Below are 19,344 nucleotides of genomic sequence, written 5' to 3' on the forward strand. Positions count from 1 at the left end.
ACGTCGACGACCAGCTTCTGGGCCTTGGCGTCGTAGAACGCGCCGGCCGTACCGCTCTTGAGCTGGGACGCCAGGGTCGTCGCGGCGGCCGGGGACAGTCTGGCCGCCGAGGGTACGGGTGCGGCCTGGGCGTTGGTAGGGGTGAGGGCCGTGGTGGCGGCGAGCGCGAGTGCGCCCGCACCGGCCGGCATCGTACGGCGGTGGCATATGTGGTGCTGCTTCAACTGACTGCCTCTCGTGGGGGATGGGCCCTGACTGTGGGGAGTCAAGCGGGCCCGGGGGGGCGGTTGGACATGCCTGGCGCGGACGGACTGACCCGTAACAGCGGATGTCACGTCCATGCCAAGAGCCTCGGTGTCCACACCCACCACGCCCGTGTGCAAGACCGGACTCCCGCCTCATGCTCAGGCGTTCACGCCCGTAACACGCTTCGTTCACGCCGCTGCCCGCCCGCGAGGCTGCGGAGTGTGGGCCCGTGACATCACCCGGCGAGGCCGGCACACACAGTGCGAGATCTCCGTCCGTACGGAACGCCGACCTTCGCGCACCGAAGCCGGAACGGACGTCGCCGAGACCGTCGACGACGCCAGGCCCTGGCGTTGAACTCGCCGCCCGAAAGACAATGGCTTCTCAGGTGGGCCGGGTGGAGGCCTGTAGTTCGATCTTGTATCCGCCCTGTCGGGTGGGTTCGGCGATGAGGGTGCCGCCGAGAAGTTCGGCGCGTTCTTTCAGGCCGATCAGGCCGTGCCGGGCGCTGGGCAGGGCGACGGACGGGCGGGTGGGGGCGGTGTTGGTGACGGTGACGCCGAAGTGCTGCGCGTCGTGCCACAGGCGCACCTCGGCGCGGGCGCCGGGGGCGTGCTTGCGTACGTTGGTGAGGGCTTCCTGGACCGTGCGGTAGACGGTGCGTTGGGCGGTTGTGCTGATGTCGGGCGGGAGCCCGCCGGCCAGGGTGGTCTTGATGCCGCTGTTGGCGATCAGCTGCTGGAGGTCGGCGAGGGTGGGCTGGGGGGTGAGTTCGGTTTCCTTGCCGCCGGAGGCGCGCAGCAGGGTGACCATGTGGCGGAGTTCGTCGAGGGTGTTCACGCTCAGGGTGCGGATGGTGCGGGCGGCGTCGCGGGCGTCGGGGTCCTTGGCGGCGACCTGCAGGGCTCCGGCCTGTACGGCGATGAGGCTGACCTGGTGGGAGACGACGTCGTGCATCTCGCGGGCCAGTTGGGCGCGTTCGCGGGCGAGGACGGTCTGGGCGTGCAGGGCACGTTCGTGTTCGCGGGCCTCTTCGACCTCGACGAGCTGGCGGGCCACGTCGTGTCTGGCCTGGACGAGCTGGCCGAACAGGACCGGGGCGAAGGCCGTGGCCAGCGTGTAGACGAACTGGACGAGCGCCCAGGTCCGGTCGCGGGAGAGCGTGTCGGACAGGGGCCAGGCGAGGGTGGCCGCCGCCGCGTTCAGCAGGGCGCAGCCGGCGAGCAGCGGGCGGTTGCGGGAGCCTGTGGCCAGTGTGTAGAGGGCGGCGATCGGCGCGACAGCGACGTCCATGAACAGGGTCATGGGCAGTGTCAGCAGGAAGACGGTCAGTGGAAAGCGCCTGCGCAGGAGCAGTCCGGCGCAGCCGAGGGCGGCGCAGGCCAGCATGAACGGTGTCGCCTCGCCGTAGAGGTTGACCCAGGCGTCGAGCCCGGCGAGCACGACGAGGCCCGCGTCGACGGCCCAGGGCGGCACCCGCCGCCACAGTGCCTGGCCGCTCATCGCCCGTTGTCCTGTGCCGTCTTGGCGCCGTTGCCGCTGAGCAGTCCGGCGCGCTCCGCGAGGAGCGCCGCCTGGACGCGGCTGGAGACCCGGAGCTTGGTCAGGATCGAGCTGACGTGGTCCTTGACGGTGCCCGCGCTCAGATGGATACGGGTGCCGATGTCGGCGTTGGACAGTCCTTGGGCGATCAGGACGAGGACGTCACGTTCACGGTCGCTGAGCAGGCCCACGCGGGCCACGCCCGCGTCCTGGGACGCGCCGGCCCCCGGATGGCTGCGCAGCAGAGCCCGCGAGGCTTTCGGGGACATGACCACCCCGCCCGCGGCCAGGGTGCGGACGAGTTGGACGAGTTGTTCGGGCTCTGTGTCCTTGAGCAGGAAGCCCGCGGCTCCCGAGCGCAGCGCGGTCAGGATGTACTCGTCGGTGTCGAAGGTGGTCAGCATGGCCACCGTCGGCGGCTCGGGCAGCGTCTGGATCTCCCGCAGGACGGTCAGGCCGTCCACGTCCGGCATGCGGATGTCGAGGAGTACGACGTCCGGGTGCTCGCGCCGGATCACGTCGGCGGCCTGTGCTCCTTCCGCGGTCGCCACGACCTGGATGCCGTCGGAGGCGTTCAGGATCAGTTCGAACCCGGACCGCACCAGCGCCTCGTCGTCCACCACCACTACCCGGATCACCGGCGTTCCGCCTCACAATCGTCTGCTCTGTCCAGCTTCTCGGCGACCCGTGCACCCCGTATCGGGGCATCCGCGCTCTCGTACGGTGATCGCCTGTTGACGACAGTACGTCGGGCAAGGCGCGCAACGGTGCGGCCGCTGTGGACACCCGCCACCTGGCAGACCGGTTCCAGCCGGTCGGGGGGAGCGCTCCGGCCCGTCGGCGGGCGGGTGGGCGAGGCTCGGCGGACGGTGCCGGCCGGTTCTCGTCCGGTGGGATCGGTCCGTGGGCCCGCCCGGGTCTACGGGCCGCAGCCGGTTTCCCGGCGACGGTGCGGGCACTGGTCCTGCTGCTCGGCGCGGCCTGGGGTGGTGGCCCTCGGCGGGAATCGAGTACGTGGCCTTCGCCGTGAACGTGGTGCTGCTGTTCGCCTGGGGCCTGTTCGCGGGCCGCGCCGCCGGTCACACGTGGAGCTCCGCCTTGGCGGTCGGCACAGTGGAGTGGACGCGTTGCCCGGGCCTGCGGTCTGGTGGCCGACGCCGTCATCAAACGGGGCGGTTGGCCGTCCGGGCCCGCCGGCAGGGTCGGGAGCGGTGTTGTTCCGCCAGTCGGCGGGGCAGACCCGGCCGGTCGGCGGGGGTGCTACCGAAGCCTGCCGGATGGTCTGCCCCCTGACGGCACCGAGAGATTCTCCGTATGACACAGATACCGCCGCCGCAGGAGACACCGGCTCCGCAGGAGAACGCGCCTCCAGGGCCCCGGACCTCGCCCGAGTCCGTCGGGCAGGTCTCCGGCGGTCCCTCGATGGGACGCCTGGTCGGGGTGGACCTGGCCCGCGCGCTGGCGGTGTTCGGCATGTACATCGTGCACATCGGACCGCCGCTGTCGGCCACGCACGGCGTCGCCAGCTGGGTCCGGTACCTGGCCGACGGGCACTCGTCGGTCCTGTTCGCCACCCTCGCCGGCTTCTCGCTGATGCTGATCGCAGGCCGCTTCGAGCCGAAGACCGGACGGGCCGGCCGGCAGGCGAAGGCCCGGATCGCGATCCGCGCCGTGATCCTGCTGGCGCTGGGCACCGCGATGGCGATGGAATACGGCGGCGTGATCATCCTGGGCTTCTACGGCGTCTACTTCCTCCTCGCCCTGCCCCTGCTGCGACTGAGCGCGGGGACCCTCGCGATGATCGCGGCGGGGCTCGCGCTCGTCACGCCGCAACTGGCGTTCGTTCTGACGGCGCGGCTGAGCGACTCCGTCCAGCAGAGCATCAACGCCTACGACCCGCTCCGCCACCTCAGCGAGGTGGGAGTGCTCGATCTGCTGCTCACCGGTTTCTACCCGGCGCTCACGTGGATGCCGTTCGTGATCGCCGGCATGGCGCTGGCTCGCCTCGACCTGTCCGCTGCCGCCGTCCAGCGAGGCCTGGCCGCGCTCGGCGCCGCCCTCGTCGTGGCCGCCTACGGCCTGTCCCTGCTGCTGGCGGGAAAGAACGCGTTGAGGAGCACGGCGGAGGACGTGGCGTCGTCCAGTGGCTCCGGGGCGGCCTCCATGGGCAGCGGGTCCATGGGGCCCCAGCAGTCGTTCTCGAATCTGCTGTCCGCCGGGCCGCACAGCGGCACCACGTTCGACATCATCGGCAGCGTGGGCGTCGCGATCCTCGTGATCGTGGGCGCGACGGTGCTGATGGACCGCCTGCCGCGTCTGCGCCGCCTGGCGAAACCGGTCATCGCCGTGGGCACCATGTCCCTGACGGCCTACGTCGGCCACTTCGTCGCACAGTCCGTGCTGTCCGTGCCCGCCGGGACCGGCACCCAGCAGTCATGGGTGCCGCTGCTCATGTTCGTCCTCGGGGCGATCGTGTGCGCCGCGATCTGGTCCCGCATCTTCCGCCGCGGACCCCTGGAGTATCTACTCAACGCCGCCACCAAACCCGCCAAGCACATCCGGTGAGGTCCGGTCGGGGTGTCTCGGCTTCGCCCCATCCCGACCTGGACGGCCGACCCGGCCCGGCCCGCAAGGGGATTCCCCTTGCGGGCTTCGGCTGCGGTCCTGGCCGACTGATGTCAGCTCCGCCTGGCGCCAACCGGCCATCCATGGGCAGGGTCTGTACGGGCTGGTGCGAGTCAGGACAAGACTGCCGCCGGCGTGGCTGAGAGCACGACGCACGCACCCAGGCTGGCCGAGAGCCCGAAGTTCAAAAAGCGCCCGTTGTCGGGCGCGGTGTGGTGGATGCCCAGCCGTCCGTGCCAACCCCACAGGCGAACGCCCTGGGCGAGCGGAAGCCGACCGTCGCGATACCCCGCCGACTTCCGTCCGAGCACGGCCGGACACTGCCCTGTCGCGGGCAGGCCGCTGCCAGCCAGGGCGTCAGTTCCTGGCGAAGGATAGCCGTGTGGTACTGGGATCGTGCACGCATGCTCAGCCATGGCGTTCGATGGCCTGGAGGAGGTCGGCGAAAGTGGTGCAGGTCGCCGGTTCACCGACGGCCGTCATGGTCCAGGCGCCTGCTGCGCGGGTTACTCCCGCCATGATCAGTGCCGTGTGGGGGCCGGTGGCGGGAAAGGCGAACCGGGCCAGTTCGTGTCCCAGGCTCTCGTCGACGGGCCGGCAGTGCGCGCGGTGCACCGTCTCGAAGGTGCTGCCGTCGAAAGAGCTGACGGCGAAGACGATGCGGTCCGCGTGGGGAGGCAGCCGGGACAAGCGGGCGAAGAACGACTCGGTGTCCCCTTCACCCGCGGTGTCCTCCGCCATGAGACCGGTGAGGTGCTCGATGGACTCGTCCGGGTTGCAGGGGGTGTCGGCGAACAGCACGTCGAGGAACTGGCCGTGGCTGTACAGCACGGCGCAGGTGCCGAGGCGGCCACGGCGATGAAGCCCGAGGGCGCCGAGCAGCCCCGAGCGCGGAGCGCGCTGCCAGCCGATGCCCATCCGCATCAGGCTCAGCGGGCGGCCGTCCGGCCTGTTCAGCGGAACCTGCCGGCCCTTGGCCATGAGTACGGGCATGGACACTCCAGGGTGAAGTGACGGACTGGGCGGGGAAACGAACTGCGTGCTGGCAGAGGCTCTGTTCTCAGCCTCACGAGTCGTGCGGTGGGGCCGGCAATCCGGCGGATGTCGGACGCCAGCCCGCCGGGCTGCCCGCCGGCCGCACGGCGGGGGGCAGCCCGGTGCCGACAGCCGTCGGTACAGACGAGCCCATTGAGCAGGCCCGTCTCACCCGCGGGGGCGTCCGACCGTGGTCAGGAGCTGGGTCGCCGCGAGCTGCGCGTACAGGTCGTCCCTTTCCACCAGCTCCTCATGGGTGCCGACCACGCGGACCTTGCCCGCGTCCATGACGACGATGCGGTCCGCGTCCGTGACCGTCGACAGGCGATGCGCCACCACAAGGACGGTGGTCTCGCGTGCGGTCTCGGCGATGGCGTCCCGCAGTGCCAGCTCGTTGACGGTGTCGAGCTGCGAGGTCGCCTCGTCCAGGAGCAGCAGCCGGGGCCTGCGCAGCAGCGCGCGGGCGATCGCGACGCGCTGACGCTCGCCGCCGGACAGCTTCGAGCCGCGGTGCCCGACCAGGGTGTCCAGACCGTTCGGGAGACGCTCGACGAGCGTATCGAGCCGGGTCCGGGCGAGGACCTCGCGGATGTCGTCGTCCAACGCGCCGGGCGCGGCGAAGACCAGGTTCTCCCGCAGCGTGCCGGCCAGCACTGGCGCGTCCTGCTCGACGTACCCGATGACCGACCGCAACTCCGGCAGCGGCCATTGCGTCACGTCCCTGCCGTCGACCAGGACGCGGCCGCCGGTCGCCTCGTAGAACCGCTCGATGAGCGCGAAGACCGTCGACTTGCCCGCGCCCGAGGGGCCGACGAAGGCCGTCATCCCGCCGCCCGGCACCTCGAAGTCCACCCGCTGGTGGATGTACGGCAGCCCGGTCCGGTAACGGAAGGACACTTCCTCGAAGCGCACCGACGCCGGAAGTCGCACCGCCTCCGTGGCCGGGGGCCGCACCGGCCGGTGCGGGTCCTTCGGCTCCGTCGCCATGCCGTCCACCTGCGCGATCCGGGCGATCGCGGCCGCGCCCTCCTGGTAGTGGGACGCGGAGTCGACCAGCTTGTACACCGGCTCCATCAGAAAGAAGAGGTACAGCAAGAACGCGATGAGCGTCGACACGGGCATCGCCCCGGACGCCACCCGCGCCCCGCCGACGGCGAGTACCGCGAGGAACGCGAGCTCGACGGCGAGGTTGTCCGCCGCCCCCGCCACGGCCTCCCACTTCGCGCTGTGCACGCCATGGCGCCACGCCCGGCGTGCCGCCGCCTCGACGTAAGCGGTCTCCCGCTCCTCGGCGCCGGACGCCTTCACCGTACGGAACGCGCCGAAGACCCGCTCCAGGCCCATGGACATCTCCCCGACCGCGGCCTGAGAGCACTCGGTGGCTTGGGCGATCTTCGGCATCACCAGGGCGACACCCACGCCGACGACCGCGACCACCCCGAGCGTGACGCCGAGCAGGACGGCATCGAGGAACGCCATCACCACGACCGCCGCGACGAGCGTCACCGCCCCCGTCGCCGCGGAGACCAGCGCCTGGGTGCTGACCGCCCGCAGCAGCGTGGTGTCGGAGGTCACCCGGGACATCAGATCCCCCGGCTGCACCCGGTCCACCTCCGCCAGCCGCAACCGCAGCAACCGGCCGACGAGGCTGCGGCGGGCGGCGAGCACCACCGACTCCGCCGTCCGTTCCAGCACATAGGCACCGAACGCCTCGGCCACCATGCTCAGCAGCACCAGCGCGGTCATGGCCAGCAGGATGGTGCCGATCGTGCCACCGGACGAGAGCCGGTCGACCAGCGCCTTCGTGGCCAGCGGCTGCAACAGCCCCCCGGCGGCCCCGGTCAGCGCGCACAGCAGACCGAGCACGACGGCCCACCGGTGCGGACGGACGTACCCGTACAGCGCCTTGAGCGTCTCGCGGGCGCGCAGGGACTCGGCACCCGTCGTCTCCTGGGCCGATGCGGTGTTCACAGAACTCCCTTCCTACGTGATCGGCCGCGCACCGCGTCGGCGGGCCACTTCCACAGCTCTGGCAGCGAGCGTGTGCACAACGGCATCACGGAGATCAGGGCGTACGACGGCCGGGCAGCGGCCGCCGTCGCCAACGCCCTGCCAAAGAACTCCCGGACACGCCACCAGGCTGGAACCGCCTGCACACAGTGGAACCGGAGCAACTGAAGCCGGCGAAGGGGGAGGCAGGGGCAGGGAAGCCCGAGCCAGGTCAGCGGCTTCATCGAGATCAAGGGCGGCACCGCCGCCTACACACCGAAGGAGATCTCCGATCGCCGGCTCAGTGAACCAGTGAGGCCGCCCGCGCGGCGAAAATGTGCACCCCTGCCTCGTAGAACTCAGGACGGACGACGAACAGAACCCCGGCGCCCGCCGCCAGCGTCAGGCCGAGAAGTTCCAGCAACCCCCCTCTGCCAGGTGTGACGTCACGGCCCGACACCTCGGTGTCGGCCGATGCCCCGAGGGCGGTCTCGGGCTCCCTGGTGCGAACATGCTGTGTCATGCCTCCAGCCTGGACGCCCGGCCGCTTTCCGCACATCCGGCAACTGTCGGGGCCACCCCCGCCGAGTGGCTGGAGAAGACCAGCCTGGGGTAGGAGCCGCCGGGGCCGCGAGGCGGACGCGCCGCAACCATGGCAGCGCCACATGACATCGCAGCACCGCATGGCACGACAGCACCGCCAGGCACGTCAACTCCGCATGGCGGCGACCCCTGAGTCCGGCTCGTCGGTCCCCGGGGAGCCCGGAGCGCCGGCAGCCGACGGGGGCGGGCCGGTCAGGGACCGGGCGATGACCACCGAACCGCCGCCGTGGAGCACAACGCTGCCCAGCACCGTCAGGGTCATGGCGTACAGGACGGTGTCGGCGTACGGCCCGTCCGGCAGACCGTTGAACGCGAGCAGGCCGAACACGATGGAGGTGGTGCCGCGTGGTCCGAGTGCGCCGACCATGAGCCTCTCTCGCCAGGTGAACGTCGAGCCGAGGAAGGCGAGCATGATCGGAAGGATGCGCACGACGGTGAGCGCGGCGACGCAGAGCACGACGGTGGGCCAGTGGATGCCCTCGCCCACGGCGAGCACCACGGCATTGCCGAAGAAGAACCACATGCACATCGTCATCATCGAGTTGGTGTCCTCGATGAGCTGGAAGTCCGAGACGTGCGGAGCCGGAGCGGCCCGTCGGCGGACCGGCGCCTGCCTGACGTAGCGGAAGGCGATCCCGCACACGAACGAGGCCACGAAGCCGTTGCCGTTCATCGCCACGGTCGCGGTGTACGCGAGCAGCGGTGTGACCAGCACGACGATCCGCCGGGACTGCTCCGTCATCCACTGCGCGCGGTCGGCCCGGTTGATCAGCCACGCCACCAGCGCCCCCACCACGAAGCCGACCACGAGGGCCTTCAGTGCGAACGGCACGGCCGTGCCGAGGGCCTGCGCGGGCGTGTGGGTGACGGAGTCGGTGCCGACGAGGATCAGTGCGAACAGGAAGAGGGGCGACACGATGCCGTCGTTGTAGCCGCTCTCCACGTTGAGCACGCTGCGCACCCTCGCCGGGATACGCCGGTCGCGGACCAGTGTCTCGGCCGGGGCGAAGTCGGTCGGGATGATGGTGCACGCGATGAGCAGCAGCAGCGCCACCGGCAGCCCGGGCAGCAGCCACGTTCCCAGCAGCACCATCGTGATCAGGCTCAGCGGCAGGGCCACCAGCAGTGCCCGCGCGGCGGAGCCGGGGTCGTTGCCGAACAGCCGCCCGCCCGGCAGCTCGGTTGCGTCGACGAACAGCAGGACGGCCAGGATGACCTCAGCCACATGCTGAGCGACCTCGGAGTTCAACGTGACAGCGATATGGCTGTGAGTGAACACCCCCGTGACGACTCCCGCGAGCACCAGCACCAGAGGAGCCCGCACATGCCGTTGTTCCAGCCGCCCGGCGACCAGCGACCAGCCCGCCACCACCGTGGTGATCACAATCAGGACAGAGATCATTTGCATCCACTTCAGAACTCGGAACAGACCAGCGGCCACTCCATCTGGGCCTTCGCAAAGGCGCCGGCTGGCGTGAGCACGGGCAGGCGGTACGACGGACGAGGCCCGGCAAACCGCACCGGCCCTGACGCCTGGCTCCGGCACGCCGCCGCCGGAGCCTGTCCCAGCACCGGCAGGGCCCTGGCCCCCGCGCTGACAACTCAGCAGCTCCTCGCGATCCCGTCGCCCTTCTCATCCCAGCGCGCCGTTCGCCGAAAGCCACTCCGCCGATCAGCGGGATCCGCCCCGCCGACAGGCTGGAACCCACCATCCTGATGGGAGCCCACCCGGCGGACGACGAACCTGCTGGTCACTTTTCGCGGCCACAGCGACTCGCCCGCAGAACCAGCACGTCAGAGTGCACCGACGAGCAGTGGGAGCTCGTCGAGCCCCCTCAGCGGACTCATGTCACTCGGCCCCTGTGCCCACCGCCCCAAGTCCCGTACCGGCCAAGGGAGTTGCCTGACAGCCCTCCCTACGGCGCCGGATTCAGTGGATCGTCCAGCACCCCCGCCAGGCGGCCCGCCTCGGTGGTCGGGGGGAGGCCGGGGTCGAGGTCGGCGGCGGCCTCCGTCAGTGCGGTGAGGGCCGGGACCAGGCCGGCGCGGGCTGATCGGCTACACCACGAAGAGGGACGCGATCGGCCTTTCAGGTCGCCGCTGTGTAGGGGCAGCAATGGCCCAAGGCGTCGGCGAGGCAGCAGTCGGTGGTTCCCTACGAGCCACGTGCTCCCTGGCACAGCTCATCGGGGCAGCGGTGGACGACCGACCGCCTCAGGTTCCCGGAGCCCGGTGCCCGACCCCGAAGGTGAACTCGCGGCGCTGCCCGGGTTCCAGGGCCAGGGCGGTGGCGTGTTCGGGGCGGTTGAAGGCATTGGTCATGGTCTCGACGGGCTCGAGTGCGATGGCGGCGCGCCGGTCACGGGCCAGGGTGTCTCCGGTGAAGACGTGCATGTATCCGCCGTACTGCCAGACCCGCAGTTCCTCGCCGGTCGCAGGGTCGGCAAGTACCGTCTCGACCCGCCCCGCAGGGCCGGGCGTCAGGTCCGCGTAGCACGCGTCGATGACCGCGTCGTCCAGGCGTTTCGGCATCCGGAAGTCCATGCCCGGGCATTCGTCCAGGCAGAGCAGGGCATCCTCGCCGGCCAGCGGGATGAGGGAGGCGTCGGTGCGGATCACGGCGCGCGCGGGGATCTGGAGGACCAGGTCATCGATGGAGCGCGACAAGGTGAAGTAGGGGTGCCAGCCCGCCGCGTAGGGGCAGGTGGTGTCGCCCACGTTCGTCGCGCGGATCGCGATGCCCAGTTCCCGGGCGGTGACGGTGAATTCGGCTTCGAGGTCGAGGGCGAAGGGGTATCCGGGACACCGGCCCGGTCTGATGTTCGTGGTGCGAAGGAGCAAGCGGGCGGACTCGGCTGTCGTGGTGGCGTGGGCGAGTGCGAACGGTGTCTCGCGGGCGAAGCCGTGGTAGATCGTGCGGTCTGCGTGGTGGCCGGGGAGCAGGTCGTGGTCGTGTCCGTTGTACCGGTAGCGGCCGTCGGCGATGCGGTTGGTGAAGGGGGCCATCAGGCCGGCGCGTACGCCGTCCTGGGAGAGGAGTTCCTTCTCGTCGCGGTAGCCGTCCGTCAGTTCCTTCAGCCGGCCTGCCGTGCCGTGCCTGACCTGCCAGCTCAGCAGAGTCGCTCCACGCAGGGCGAGGACGGCGCGTGCCGAATCGTCGGGTGCGGAGACGACAAGGGTGGGTTCGCCGCCGAGACGGTCCTCGGCGATCCGGTACTCGGCGGTCATGTCCCCTGGTGTTCCCTTCAGCTCGCTTCGGGGGCGAGTTTCTTCGCGCCCGTCATGATGGCCACCGCGTCCTCCATGGAGTGCGACTGTGGGGTGATCACGCCCGCGCAGCCTCCGAGTCGCTGGATGTGGATGCGGTCGGCGACCTCGAACACGTTGGGCATGTTGTGGCTGATGAGGATGATGCCGAGGCCCTGGTCGCGCAGGTCGCGCACCAGCTTGAGGACCTGTCCGGTCTCGCGGACGCCGAGGGCGGCGGTGGGCTCGTCGAGGATGACGACGCGGCCGCCGAAGGCTGCCGTGCGGGCGACGGCCACGCACTGCCGCTGGCCGCCCGACAGGGTTTCCACGGCCTGGTTGATGTTCTGCAGGGTGCCGATGCCCAGCCGTTTGATGTGGTCGGCGGCCTGGCGCTTCATCTCGCTGGTGTCGAGCATGCGGAACACCGAGCCGAGCACGCCCTTGCGGCGGACTTCCCGGGCGAGGAACAGGTTGCTGGCGATGTCCAGCGCGGGGGCGACGGCCAGGGTCTGGTAGACCGTCTCGATGCCTGCTTCGCGGGCGTCCTGGGGCCGCTTGAAGTGGACCTCCTCGCCATTGACGAAGAGGCTGCCCTGGTCGGGGACGAGGGCTCCGGACAGGCACTTGATCAAGGTGGACTTGCCGGCGCCGTTGTCGCCGATGACTGCGAGGACCTCGCCGGGGTGGAGGGTGAGGTCGACGTCGTTCAGGCCGACGACCTTGCCGAAGAGCTTGACCAGGCCCTTGGCCTCGAGGACGGGGGTGGTGGCGGTGGTCACGACTTCACACTCCGGATCCACTGGTCGACGGAGACAGCCGCGATCACCAGGATGCCGACTGCGAGGACTTGGTAGTTGGGGTCGATGCCGGCCAGCGCGAGGCCGTTGACGAAGACCTGGACGATGAGAGCGCCGATCAGCGAGCCGAGCACCACTCCGCGTCCGCCGAACAGGCTGGTGCCGCCGATGACGACCGCGGTGATGGACTGCAGGTTGGCGTTGAGGCCACTGTTGGGGTCACCGCCGCCGACCCGGCCGACCAGGATCCAGGCGCCCACGGCGATGGCGAAACCGCCGACCATGTAGGCGCTGAGCAGCACCCGGTTGACGGAGATGCCGGCCAGGCGGGCCGCCTCGACGTCGTCGCCCACGGCGTACAGGTGCCGGCCCCAGGCGGTGTAGCGCAGGGCGTAGCCGATCACCGCGTACAGGGCGATCATGATCAGGACGCCGTTGGTCAGGTTCAGCTGCCCGAGCGAGACCGTGTTGGCGGTCCACATCAGGATGTTGCCCGGCTGCAGCGCGATGGTCTGGCCCTTGGCGTAGATGAGGGTGACCGCGGTGAAGATGCTCAGTGTGCCGAGGGTGACGATGAACGGCGGCAGCTTGATCTTGGTGACCAGCAGTCCGTTGAGGGCCTGCGCGGCGATGGCGACGGCCGCCCCGGCGAGCAGGGCCACCACGCCCGGCCAGTGGTTGTCCGCGACGAGCTTCGACATCAGCAGCGAGGCGAGCACCATGACCGCGCCGATGGACAGATCGATGCCGGCGGTGAGGATGATGACCGTCTGCCCGACGGCCAGCGAACCGATGACGGCCACCTGTTGGATGACGAGAGAGAGGTTCTGCAGCGCGTAGAAGCGGTCGTTGACCAGGGAAAACACCACAGCGGCGAGCACCAGGACGATCGCCGGGCTGAGGGCCGGCTGGCGGTGCAGCACCGAGTGGATGCGCTGGGTGAGGGTGGCGGGCCGGTTGAGGAGTTCCTCCGCCGGTGCCGGTGTGGCTTGAGGGTCCGCGTGGGTGGTCACAGGGGGTCCTTCCGGTGTCTTCCCTGGTACGGGCTCATGGGCTCGTGCGGTGCGGGTGCGCCGCCGGTGCCATCACGGTGGCTTCCGGCGCCGCACCGGGCTCGGGACAGCCGCCCGGTCGGGGCGGTAGCACCCCGCTCGGGGCGTCAGTTGCCCCAGCAGGCGGAGCCGGCCTGCGACGGGGACTGGACGCTCAGGCCGCCGAGGGGCTTGGCGGCGGCGAGGGCGGTGCCGGTGTCGTAGAAGGACTTGCCGCCGGTCACGCTGGGCTTGCTGCCGCCGCGGGCCAGCTTCGCGATCGAGTCGACGCCGAGGGACGCCATCTTGCCCGGGTACTGCACCGCGTCCGCCGCGAACTCGCCGCTGGTGACGTTCTTCAGGCCGGCGCAGCTGCCGTCGATCGCGTAGATCGCGACGTTCTTCTCCTTGCCGGCCGCCTTCAGCGCGTTGTACGCGCCCTCCCCCGCGGGCTCGTTGATCGCGTAGACGACGTTGATGTCCGGGTTGGCCGACAGGCAGTTCTCCATCGCGGTGCGACCGCCGTCGATGGCGCCCTGGGTGGGCTGGTGACAGGCGATCGTGTAGGTGCCGCCCTTGCCGCCGGTGTACTTGCCGGACTTGGCTTCCTTGCCGTTCTCGGTCTTGCTGCCCGGGTCGATGCCCATGCCCTCCAGGAAGCCGTGGTCGCGGTTGATGTCCACGGAGACGACCTGGTTGTTGAACAGGTCGAGCATGGCGATCACCGCCGGCTTGCCGTTCAGGGCGGCCGCGGCGTACTGCCCGTCGAGCTTGCCCGCCTGCTCGTTGTCGGTGGCGTAGGTGATGTTCGCGACGTCGGCCGGGTTGGGCGCGGTGTCCAGGGCGATCACGAACAGGCCGGCCTGCTTGGCCCGGTTCAGCGCGGCGTTCACGGCGTCGCCGTTGGTGGTGATCAGGATGCCCTTGTCGCCACGCGATATGGCGTTGTCGATGGCGGTGATCTGGGTCTGGGTGTCGCCGTCGGTGTTGCCCGCCGCCACCGTGAGACTCACGTTGTCCTTGGCCGCCTGGGTCTTGGCATCCTTCTCCATGCTCACGAAGTAGGGATTGGTGAGCGTCTTCAGGATCAGCGAGACCCCCACCTTGCCGCCGCCCGACGCGGACGAAGAGGAGCTTCCGTTCGAGGAACCGCAGGCCGCGAGCGTGGCGCCGAGGCAGACGCTGACGCCGATCGCGGCCACTCCGGTACGCCGACTGCGGCGGCCCGACACCTGGCTGGAGGAGATGTTCATCGCTTGATCCCTTTCGGAGCCGTCCCTTGGCCGACGCTGAGACAACGTTGACTGGGCGAGATACTGGGCCCGTATGGACGAGCCCGTCAAGACGCTGATAGACATGCGCGGGCAACGAGTAGGTAACGCACAACCGGTTGGAGACAACGATGACTCAGGGCGAGGCCGCGCCCAGGTCCACCCGTAGCCGCCCCACCATGCGTGAGGTCGCGGCGCTGGCCGGAGTGGCCATCAAAACCGTCTCACGCGTGTTCAACGGTGTCCCCACCGTCGATCCCGCGATCGTCACCAGGGTCCGGGAAGCCGCCGACAAACTGGGCTACCGTCCCAACCTCACAGCCAGCAGCCTGCGCCGCGGCGACGGCCGCACCGCCACCATCGGCATGCTCGTCGAGGACGCGGCCAACCCCTTCTCCGCCGTCCTGACCCGCACCGTGGAGAACGTGGCCCGGGAACGCGGAGTGCTGGTGCTCGTCGGCAGCCTCGACGAAGACCCGGCGCGCGAACGGGAGTTGGCCCAGGCGCTCGTCGACCGCCGGGTCGACGGGCTGGTGATCGTCCCCGCGGGACGCGACCAGAGCTACCTCATCAACGAGCAGCACACCGGCACCCGCATGGTCTTCGTCGACCGCGAGGCCGGCCTCCTGGATGCGGACGCCGTCGTCTCCGAGAACCGGCAGGGCGCCCTCACCGCCGTCAACCACCTGCTGAAAGCCGGCCACCGGCGCATCGCCTACCTCGGCGACCGCGCGTCCATCCCCACCGCCGCCCAGCGCTTCGACGGCTACCGGCACGCCCTGGAAGTCGCGCACATCGCATACGACGACGACATCGTGCGCCACGTCGGGTCCAGCGAGGAGGCCGCCGTCGCCGCGACCGAGCAGGTCCTCGCCCTGCCCGATCCGCCGACGGCACTGTTCACCAGCCAGAACTTCGTGACCATAGGCGCCGTCCGCGCGCTGCGCGCCATGGGCCTGCAGGACACCGTCGCCCAGGTGGGCTTCGACGACTTCCCGCTGGCCGACATCCTCAGCCCGGGCATCTCCGTCATCGCCCAGGACGTCGAGCAGGTGGGCAGGACAGCCGCCGAGATGCTCTTCCGCAGGTTGGACGGCGACGAGTCGCCCACCCGCACCGTCACCGTGCCGACCCGGCTGATCGAGCGGGGCTCCGGCGAGATCCCAGCCGAAGGGCCCTGCCATGACTGAAGCCGTAACCGGCGCCGCACCGCTCCCGGCCGTGACCGTGATCGGCGAAGCCCTCATCGACCTGGTCCAGCTCGACGCACCCGGCGACTACCGCGCCAGGCCCGGCGGCAGCCCGTTCAACGTCGCCGTCGGCCTCGCCCGGCTCGGACACCGCACCGCGCTCATGGCACGGCTGGCCGACAACACCTTCGGCCGGATGCTGCGCACGCACGCCGTCGCCGAGGGCGTCGATCTGACGTACGCACCGGCCGCCGCCGAGCCCACGACGCTCGCCGTGGTCTCCATGGATCCGGAAGGCCGGGCGAGTTACGACTTCTACCTGGACGGCACCGCCGACTGGCAGTGGACGGACGCGGAAACCGCCCGCACCCCGCAGGACACCGCCGTACTGCACTTCGGCTCGGTCGCCTCCTGGACACCGCCGGCCGCCGAGCACGTCCACAGCGTCGCCCAGCGCCTGCGTGCCGTGGGCACGACGCTGATCAGCTACGACCCCAACGTCCGCCCCGCCCTCCTGGGCGACCCGGAGCACGGCAGGCACGCCGTCGAACGCAGCGTCGCCACCGCTCACCTGGTCAAGGCCAGCCGTGAAGACGTCGAGTGGCTCTACCCGGACACGCCGATCGAGCGGATCGCCGCGCACTGGCTGGGACTGGGCGCACTCCTCGTTGTCATCACCGACGGCCCCGACGGCGCTCACACCTTCCACGCCGGTGCGGGAAGCCTGAGCCGTCCCGGGCGGAAGGTCGCGGTGGTGGACACCGTCGGCGCGGGCGACGCGTTCACCGCCGGGCTGCTCGGCGCCCTGACCCGCCACGGACTGCACATCCCGCAGACGCTGGCCACGGCCGACCCGGGCGTGCTGAGGATCGCCGTGGACGACGCGATCCTCGTCTCCGCTCTGACCTGCGAGCGCCTGGGCGCCGACCCGCCCACCGCTCTGCCCCGCCCCGACCTGCCTGCCCGAGCGCCCCTGACGGCGGCGGATCTGTCCTTCGCCGACGGCACCGACCGGGCGGCGGGCACGGAGAACCCGGCTCTGGAGCCAGTGCAGTCCGTCAAAAGCTGACGGCCGCGCCGACTGCTCAGTTCACTGTCGCCTCGGTGACACCCACCGTGTTGTACGCCGGGCGCAGCAGACCGAGCAGGGTGCGACACCGAGTCGTCCTCGGCCACCGTCCGGGGCCCACCACGCGCCGCCCTCTGCATCGCGGGACTACTGCCCGCCATCAGCGCCGACTTGCAGGTTTCCACCGGGCCGCAGGCACCCTCGTCTCCGCGTACGCCGTGGCCGTCGCACTGCTGGGCCCCGGGCTCACCACGATGACGAGTCATCTGTCCCGTCGACAAGTCCTTGTGGGGGCATCGGTTGCGCTCGAATGCCGGGAACGGCGTCACCGCTCTCGCCACGTACTTCCCGGTTCTCTTGGTGGCCAGGATGCTCGCAGGGACCGCCGCCGCGATGTAGGCGGTGACGGCCCTGACCCTGGCCACGACACTGACCGGCCCTGAGCGGCGCGGACGTGCGGTCGCCATCGTCTTCGCAGGGATCAGCGTTTCCGCCGTCGTCGGGGTTCCCGCGAGCACTCTGCTGGGAGACGTGTTCGGCTGGCGTGCCGTCTACGGCGCGTTGGCCGCCCTGACCATGGGTGTCCTGATGGCGGCCGTCCGACTGGTGCCGGAGCCCACACCGGAGCCTGTGTTCGGCCTGTCGGCCCAGCTCAAGGCGTTGGCCAACGCCCGTCTGCTGCTCACTTTTGCCATCAATGCCACTGTCACCGCAGGGCACTACACGGCATCCACGCGTACGCGCCGACCACCCGGGGGCGACGGCGGATGCACGATCACGCGAATCGCGCCGGACATGCCTTCAGGATCATCCGGCGCATGCGGCCCCGCATACCGGCGCGTCATCGTTGAAGCCGCTCCCTCACGTCCCCGCCTGAGCGTCCTCGATCACGCAGTTTCCGCCACGCCGCAGGGCCCGGACGCTGTTCCTGCCAGTAGGGATGAAAGAACAGCTGAGCCGACAGCCGGTACAGACGCCGACGCGATTCGGGACGGCCGGGTCGCTCGGCAAGCTGCCGGTAGGTGGCACTCCACTCCTGCTGCGCCTGGGCAAGGTCGTCGGGAAACGGTCGCATGACCGAATTCAAGCATGTGTTCGATTTTTCAGGCCAGCAAAGATCCCGTTTCAGGTGGCAGAGGACAGTGCCTGGGTCCCGTGCCACTGGATCTTGACCGTTTGCCATCGGACTTCGACGGACGCGAGTTTGTGTCATCGGAGTTTGATCACCACAGGTCAGCGACTCAGCTCACCTTCGGTGCGCGCCGGGGCCGCGGTAAAACCCGTGGCGCGATGGAGGTGCTTCTGTCTGCCCAGACGGCCATCTGCACGGGTGCAGCCTGTCGTCACCGTTCCGTCACAAGAAGTCGCCGCACGGAACCCTGCCGCTCTCCCGCCCTGTCTGCACTCACGTACCACGACCACGCGTACCGCGGGGCAACAACCGACGACCGAAACCCGCGGACGAGACGACTCAGGGGGACGACAACATGCGTCACAGCAACGGCATTCGCAGGGCGGCTCTGGCGACGACGGCGGTCACGGCCGTCGCGGCGGCGGTGACCGGCATCCTGCCCGGCACCGCCATGGCGGCGAGCACCACCACCACCTCCACCCCGCCGCCCGCCTGCCCGGCCTCGACCCTCCAGGTCAGCGCCTGGCAGGCCGTCCACCGACCCGTCGGGACCGGGACCGGGGCGGCGGTCGTGCAGTTCACCAACGTCTCCCGGAGGACGTGCGTCCTGAAGGGCCATCCGACGGTCGCGGGCGCCGGCAACGGCTCCCCCGCCCACAACACCCCGCTCAAGGTCAGCTCCACCGGCAGGGCGGCCACCGTGACGGTCCGGCCGCACGGCAAGGCATGGGTGAAGCTGACCTTCGTGCAGGTCCAGGGGGAGGCCGACGGCTACTGCGTGTCGGGTAAGGACCCGGTGACGTATCCGACGATGGTCATCGGGCTGCCGCACTCCGGGAAGCACCAGGTCGCCCTGAACGACGGGGTGTGGGCCGAGTGCGACAACAAGGTGACCGTCACCCCGGTCTCGGCGGTCAAGCCTTCCTGACCCCCCATCCCCACAAATCGAGCAGCCTGCACGACGATCGCAAGGCTATGACCTGCACGTTTACGAGGAACTGCACATAAGTGCAGGTCAGCGACTCAGCTCACCTTCGGTGCGCTGAGTCGCTGACCTGCGGTGATCAAACTCCGATGACACAAACTCGCGTCCGTCGAAGTCCGATGGCAAACGGTCAAGATCCAGTGGCACGGGACACCCTGGGAACACCTCGGGCGGGTACGGCTCGCCCCAACCTCGAACCGAGACCGCGGTGGCGAGTTACCTTTGAGCGCTCACCTGGGCAGGAGCAAGTACCCGGCCGGTCGCCACCGTCTCGGTTTCCGTCTCATTCACCGCCGTTCACGAACGTTCAGACGAGACCGGCGGCCCACTCCCGCACACGACCATCCGCCCATGAACCCAGGTGAACACCCCCGCACGCACCCCAACACCCCACCACCACAGTTGGAGGCGGGCCCGATGTCAGTCGTCGATCGAGGCGTCCCCCGGAGTGTGGACACGGGGGTTCATCCCGCGAGGGTCAGTCTATGCTCTGCCCGATGCTGCTGTTCGAACTCGACGGGTGAGAGGTAGCCGAGGCTGCCGTGGCGCCCGCGGGCGTTGTAGTACGTCAGCCACTGGA

At 70.0% G+C, this 19,344-nt stretch carries 15 protein-coding genes and 1 pseudogene; 5 read left to right on the forward strand and 11 right to left on the reverse strand.

The genetic code is table 11. The features are described 5' to 3' along the window. From ACZ4MF_RS46505 to ACZ4MF_RS46515, 3 genes and pseudogenes are all read right to left on the reverse strand, one after another. Nucleotides 1–191: pseudogene (locus ACZ4MF_RS46505) on the reverse strand (S1 family peptidase); the annotation flags it as partial. A gap of 439 nt (nt 192–630) precedes the next feature. Further along, nucleotides 631–1,749 carry a sensor histidine kinase gene (locus tag ACZ4MF_RS46510; protein WP_467500186.1) on the reverse strand — a complete coding sequence of 373 codons (1,119 nt, stop codon included), beginning with the start codon at nt 1,747–1,749 and terminating at the stop codon, nt 631–633. Then, the gene (locus ACZ4MF_RS46515) at nt 1,746–2,426 is read right to left on the reverse strand and encodes a response regulator (RefSeq protein WP_467500188.1); all 681 of its coding nucleotides are present in this window, start codon (nt 2,424–2,426) and stop codon (nt 1,746–1,748) included. Before ACZ4MF_RS46515 ends, ACZ4MF_RS46510 begins: the two co-directional genes overlap by 4 nt. 676 nt (nt 2,427–3,102) lie before the next feature. Between ACZ4MF_RS46515 and ACZ4MF_RS46520 the strand changes: the two genes are divergently transcribed. After that, entirely contained in the window at nt 3,103–4,353 is a 1,251-nt protein-coding gene (locus ACZ4MF_RS46520) for a DUF418 domain-containing protein (protein WP_467500190.1), read from the forward strand. A gap of 468 nt (nt 4,354–4,821) precedes the next feature. On the opposite strand, the gene ACZ4MF_RS46525 is transcribed toward ACZ4MF_RS46520, so the two are convergent. From ACZ4MF_RS46525 to ACZ4MF_RS46560, 8 genes are all read right to left on the reverse strand, one after another. Beyond that, entirely contained in the window at nt 4,822–5,406 is a 585-nt protein-coding gene (locus ACZ4MF_RS46525) for a TerD family protein (protein WP_467500192.1), read from the reverse strand. Nucleotides 5,407–5,616: 210 nt separating this feature from the next. Next, entirely contained in the window at nt 5,617–7,419 is a 1,803-nt protein-coding gene (locus ACZ4MF_RS46530; RefSeq protein ID WP_467500194.1) for an ABC transporter ATP-binding protein, read from the reverse strand. Nucleotides 7,420–7,738: 319 nt separating this feature from the next. Next, nucleotides 7,739–7,960, reverse strand: a complete 222-nt coding sequence (locus ACZ4MF_RS46535) for a hypothetical protein (RefSeq protein ID WP_467500196.1) — start codon at nt 7,958–7,960, stop codon at nt 7,739–7,741. A gap of 186 nt (nt 7,961–8,146) precedes the next feature. Beyond that, the gene (locus ACZ4MF_RS46540) at nt 8,147–9,442 is read right to left on the reverse strand and encodes a cation:proton antiporter (protein ID WP_467500198.1); all 1,296 of its coding nucleotides are present in this window, start codon (nt 9,440–9,442) and stop codon (nt 8,147–8,149) included. Nucleotides 9,443–10,254: 812 nt separating this feature from the next. Then, entirely contained in the window at nt 10,255–11,268 is a 1,014-nt protein-coding gene (locus tag ACZ4MF_RS46545) for an aldose epimerase family protein (protein WP_467500200.1), read from the reverse strand. A gap of 17 nt (nt 11,269–11,285) precedes the next feature. Beyond that, on the reverse strand, nt 11,286–12,068 hold the full coding sequence (locus ACZ4MF_RS46550) for an ATP-binding cassette domain-containing protein (protein WP_467500202.1): 783 nt from the start codon (nt 12,066–12,068) through the stop codon (nt 11,286–11,288). After that, on the reverse strand, nt 12,065–13,099 hold the full coding sequence (locus tag ACZ4MF_RS46555) for an ABC transporter permease (RefSeq protein ID WP_467500204.1): 1,035 nt from the start codon (nt 13,097–13,099) through the stop codon (nt 12,065–12,067). The genes ACZ4MF_RS46550 and ACZ4MF_RS46555 overlap by 4 nt, the downstream gene beginning before the upstream one ends. A gap of 146 nt (nt 13,100–13,245) precedes the next feature. Beyond that, a complete protein-coding gene (locus ACZ4MF_RS46560) occupies nt 13,246–14,370 on the reverse strand; it encodes a substrate-binding domain-containing protein (RefSeq protein ID WP_467500206.1) in 1,125 nt (374 codons plus the stop codon). A 149-nt stretch (nt 14,371–14,519) separates the two neighbouring features. On the opposite strand from ACZ4MF_RS46560, the gene ACZ4MF_RS46565 reads away from it, so the two are divergent. The 4 genes from ACZ4MF_RS46565 (at nt 14,520) to ACZ4MF_RS46580 (ending at nt 18,707) form a co-directional block, all read left to right on the forward strand. Next, complete coding sequence (locus ACZ4MF_RS46565) at nt 14,520–15,578, forward strand: LacI family DNA-binding transcriptional regulator (protein WP_467500208.1); 1,059 nt, start codon at nt 14,520–14,522, stop codon at nt 15,576–15,578. Continuing rightward, nucleotides 15,571–16,647, forward strand: coding sequence for a carbohydrate kinase family protein (locus ACZ4MF_RS46570; protein ID WP_467500210.1), 1,077 nt, complete (start codon nt 15,571–15,573; stop codon nt 16,645–16,647). Before ACZ4MF_RS46565 ends, ACZ4MF_RS46570 begins: the two co-directional genes overlap by 8 nt. Before the next feature lie 402 nt (nt 16,648–17,049). Continuing rightward, entirely contained in the window at nt 17,050–17,724 is a 675-nt protein-coding gene (locus ACZ4MF_RS46575; protein WP_467500212.1) for an MFS transporter, read from the forward strand. A gap of 410 nt (nt 17,725–18,134) precedes the next feature. Then, nucleotides 18,135–18,707, forward strand: coding sequence for a DUF4232 domain-containing protein (locus ACZ4MF_RS46580; protein WP_467500214.1), 573 nt, complete (start codon nt 18,135–18,137; stop codon nt 18,705–18,707). The last annotated feature ends 637 nt before the right edge of the window (nt 18,708–19,344 follow it).

The sequence above is a fragment of the Streptomyces sp. NPDC025793 genome, assembly GCF_055558375.1.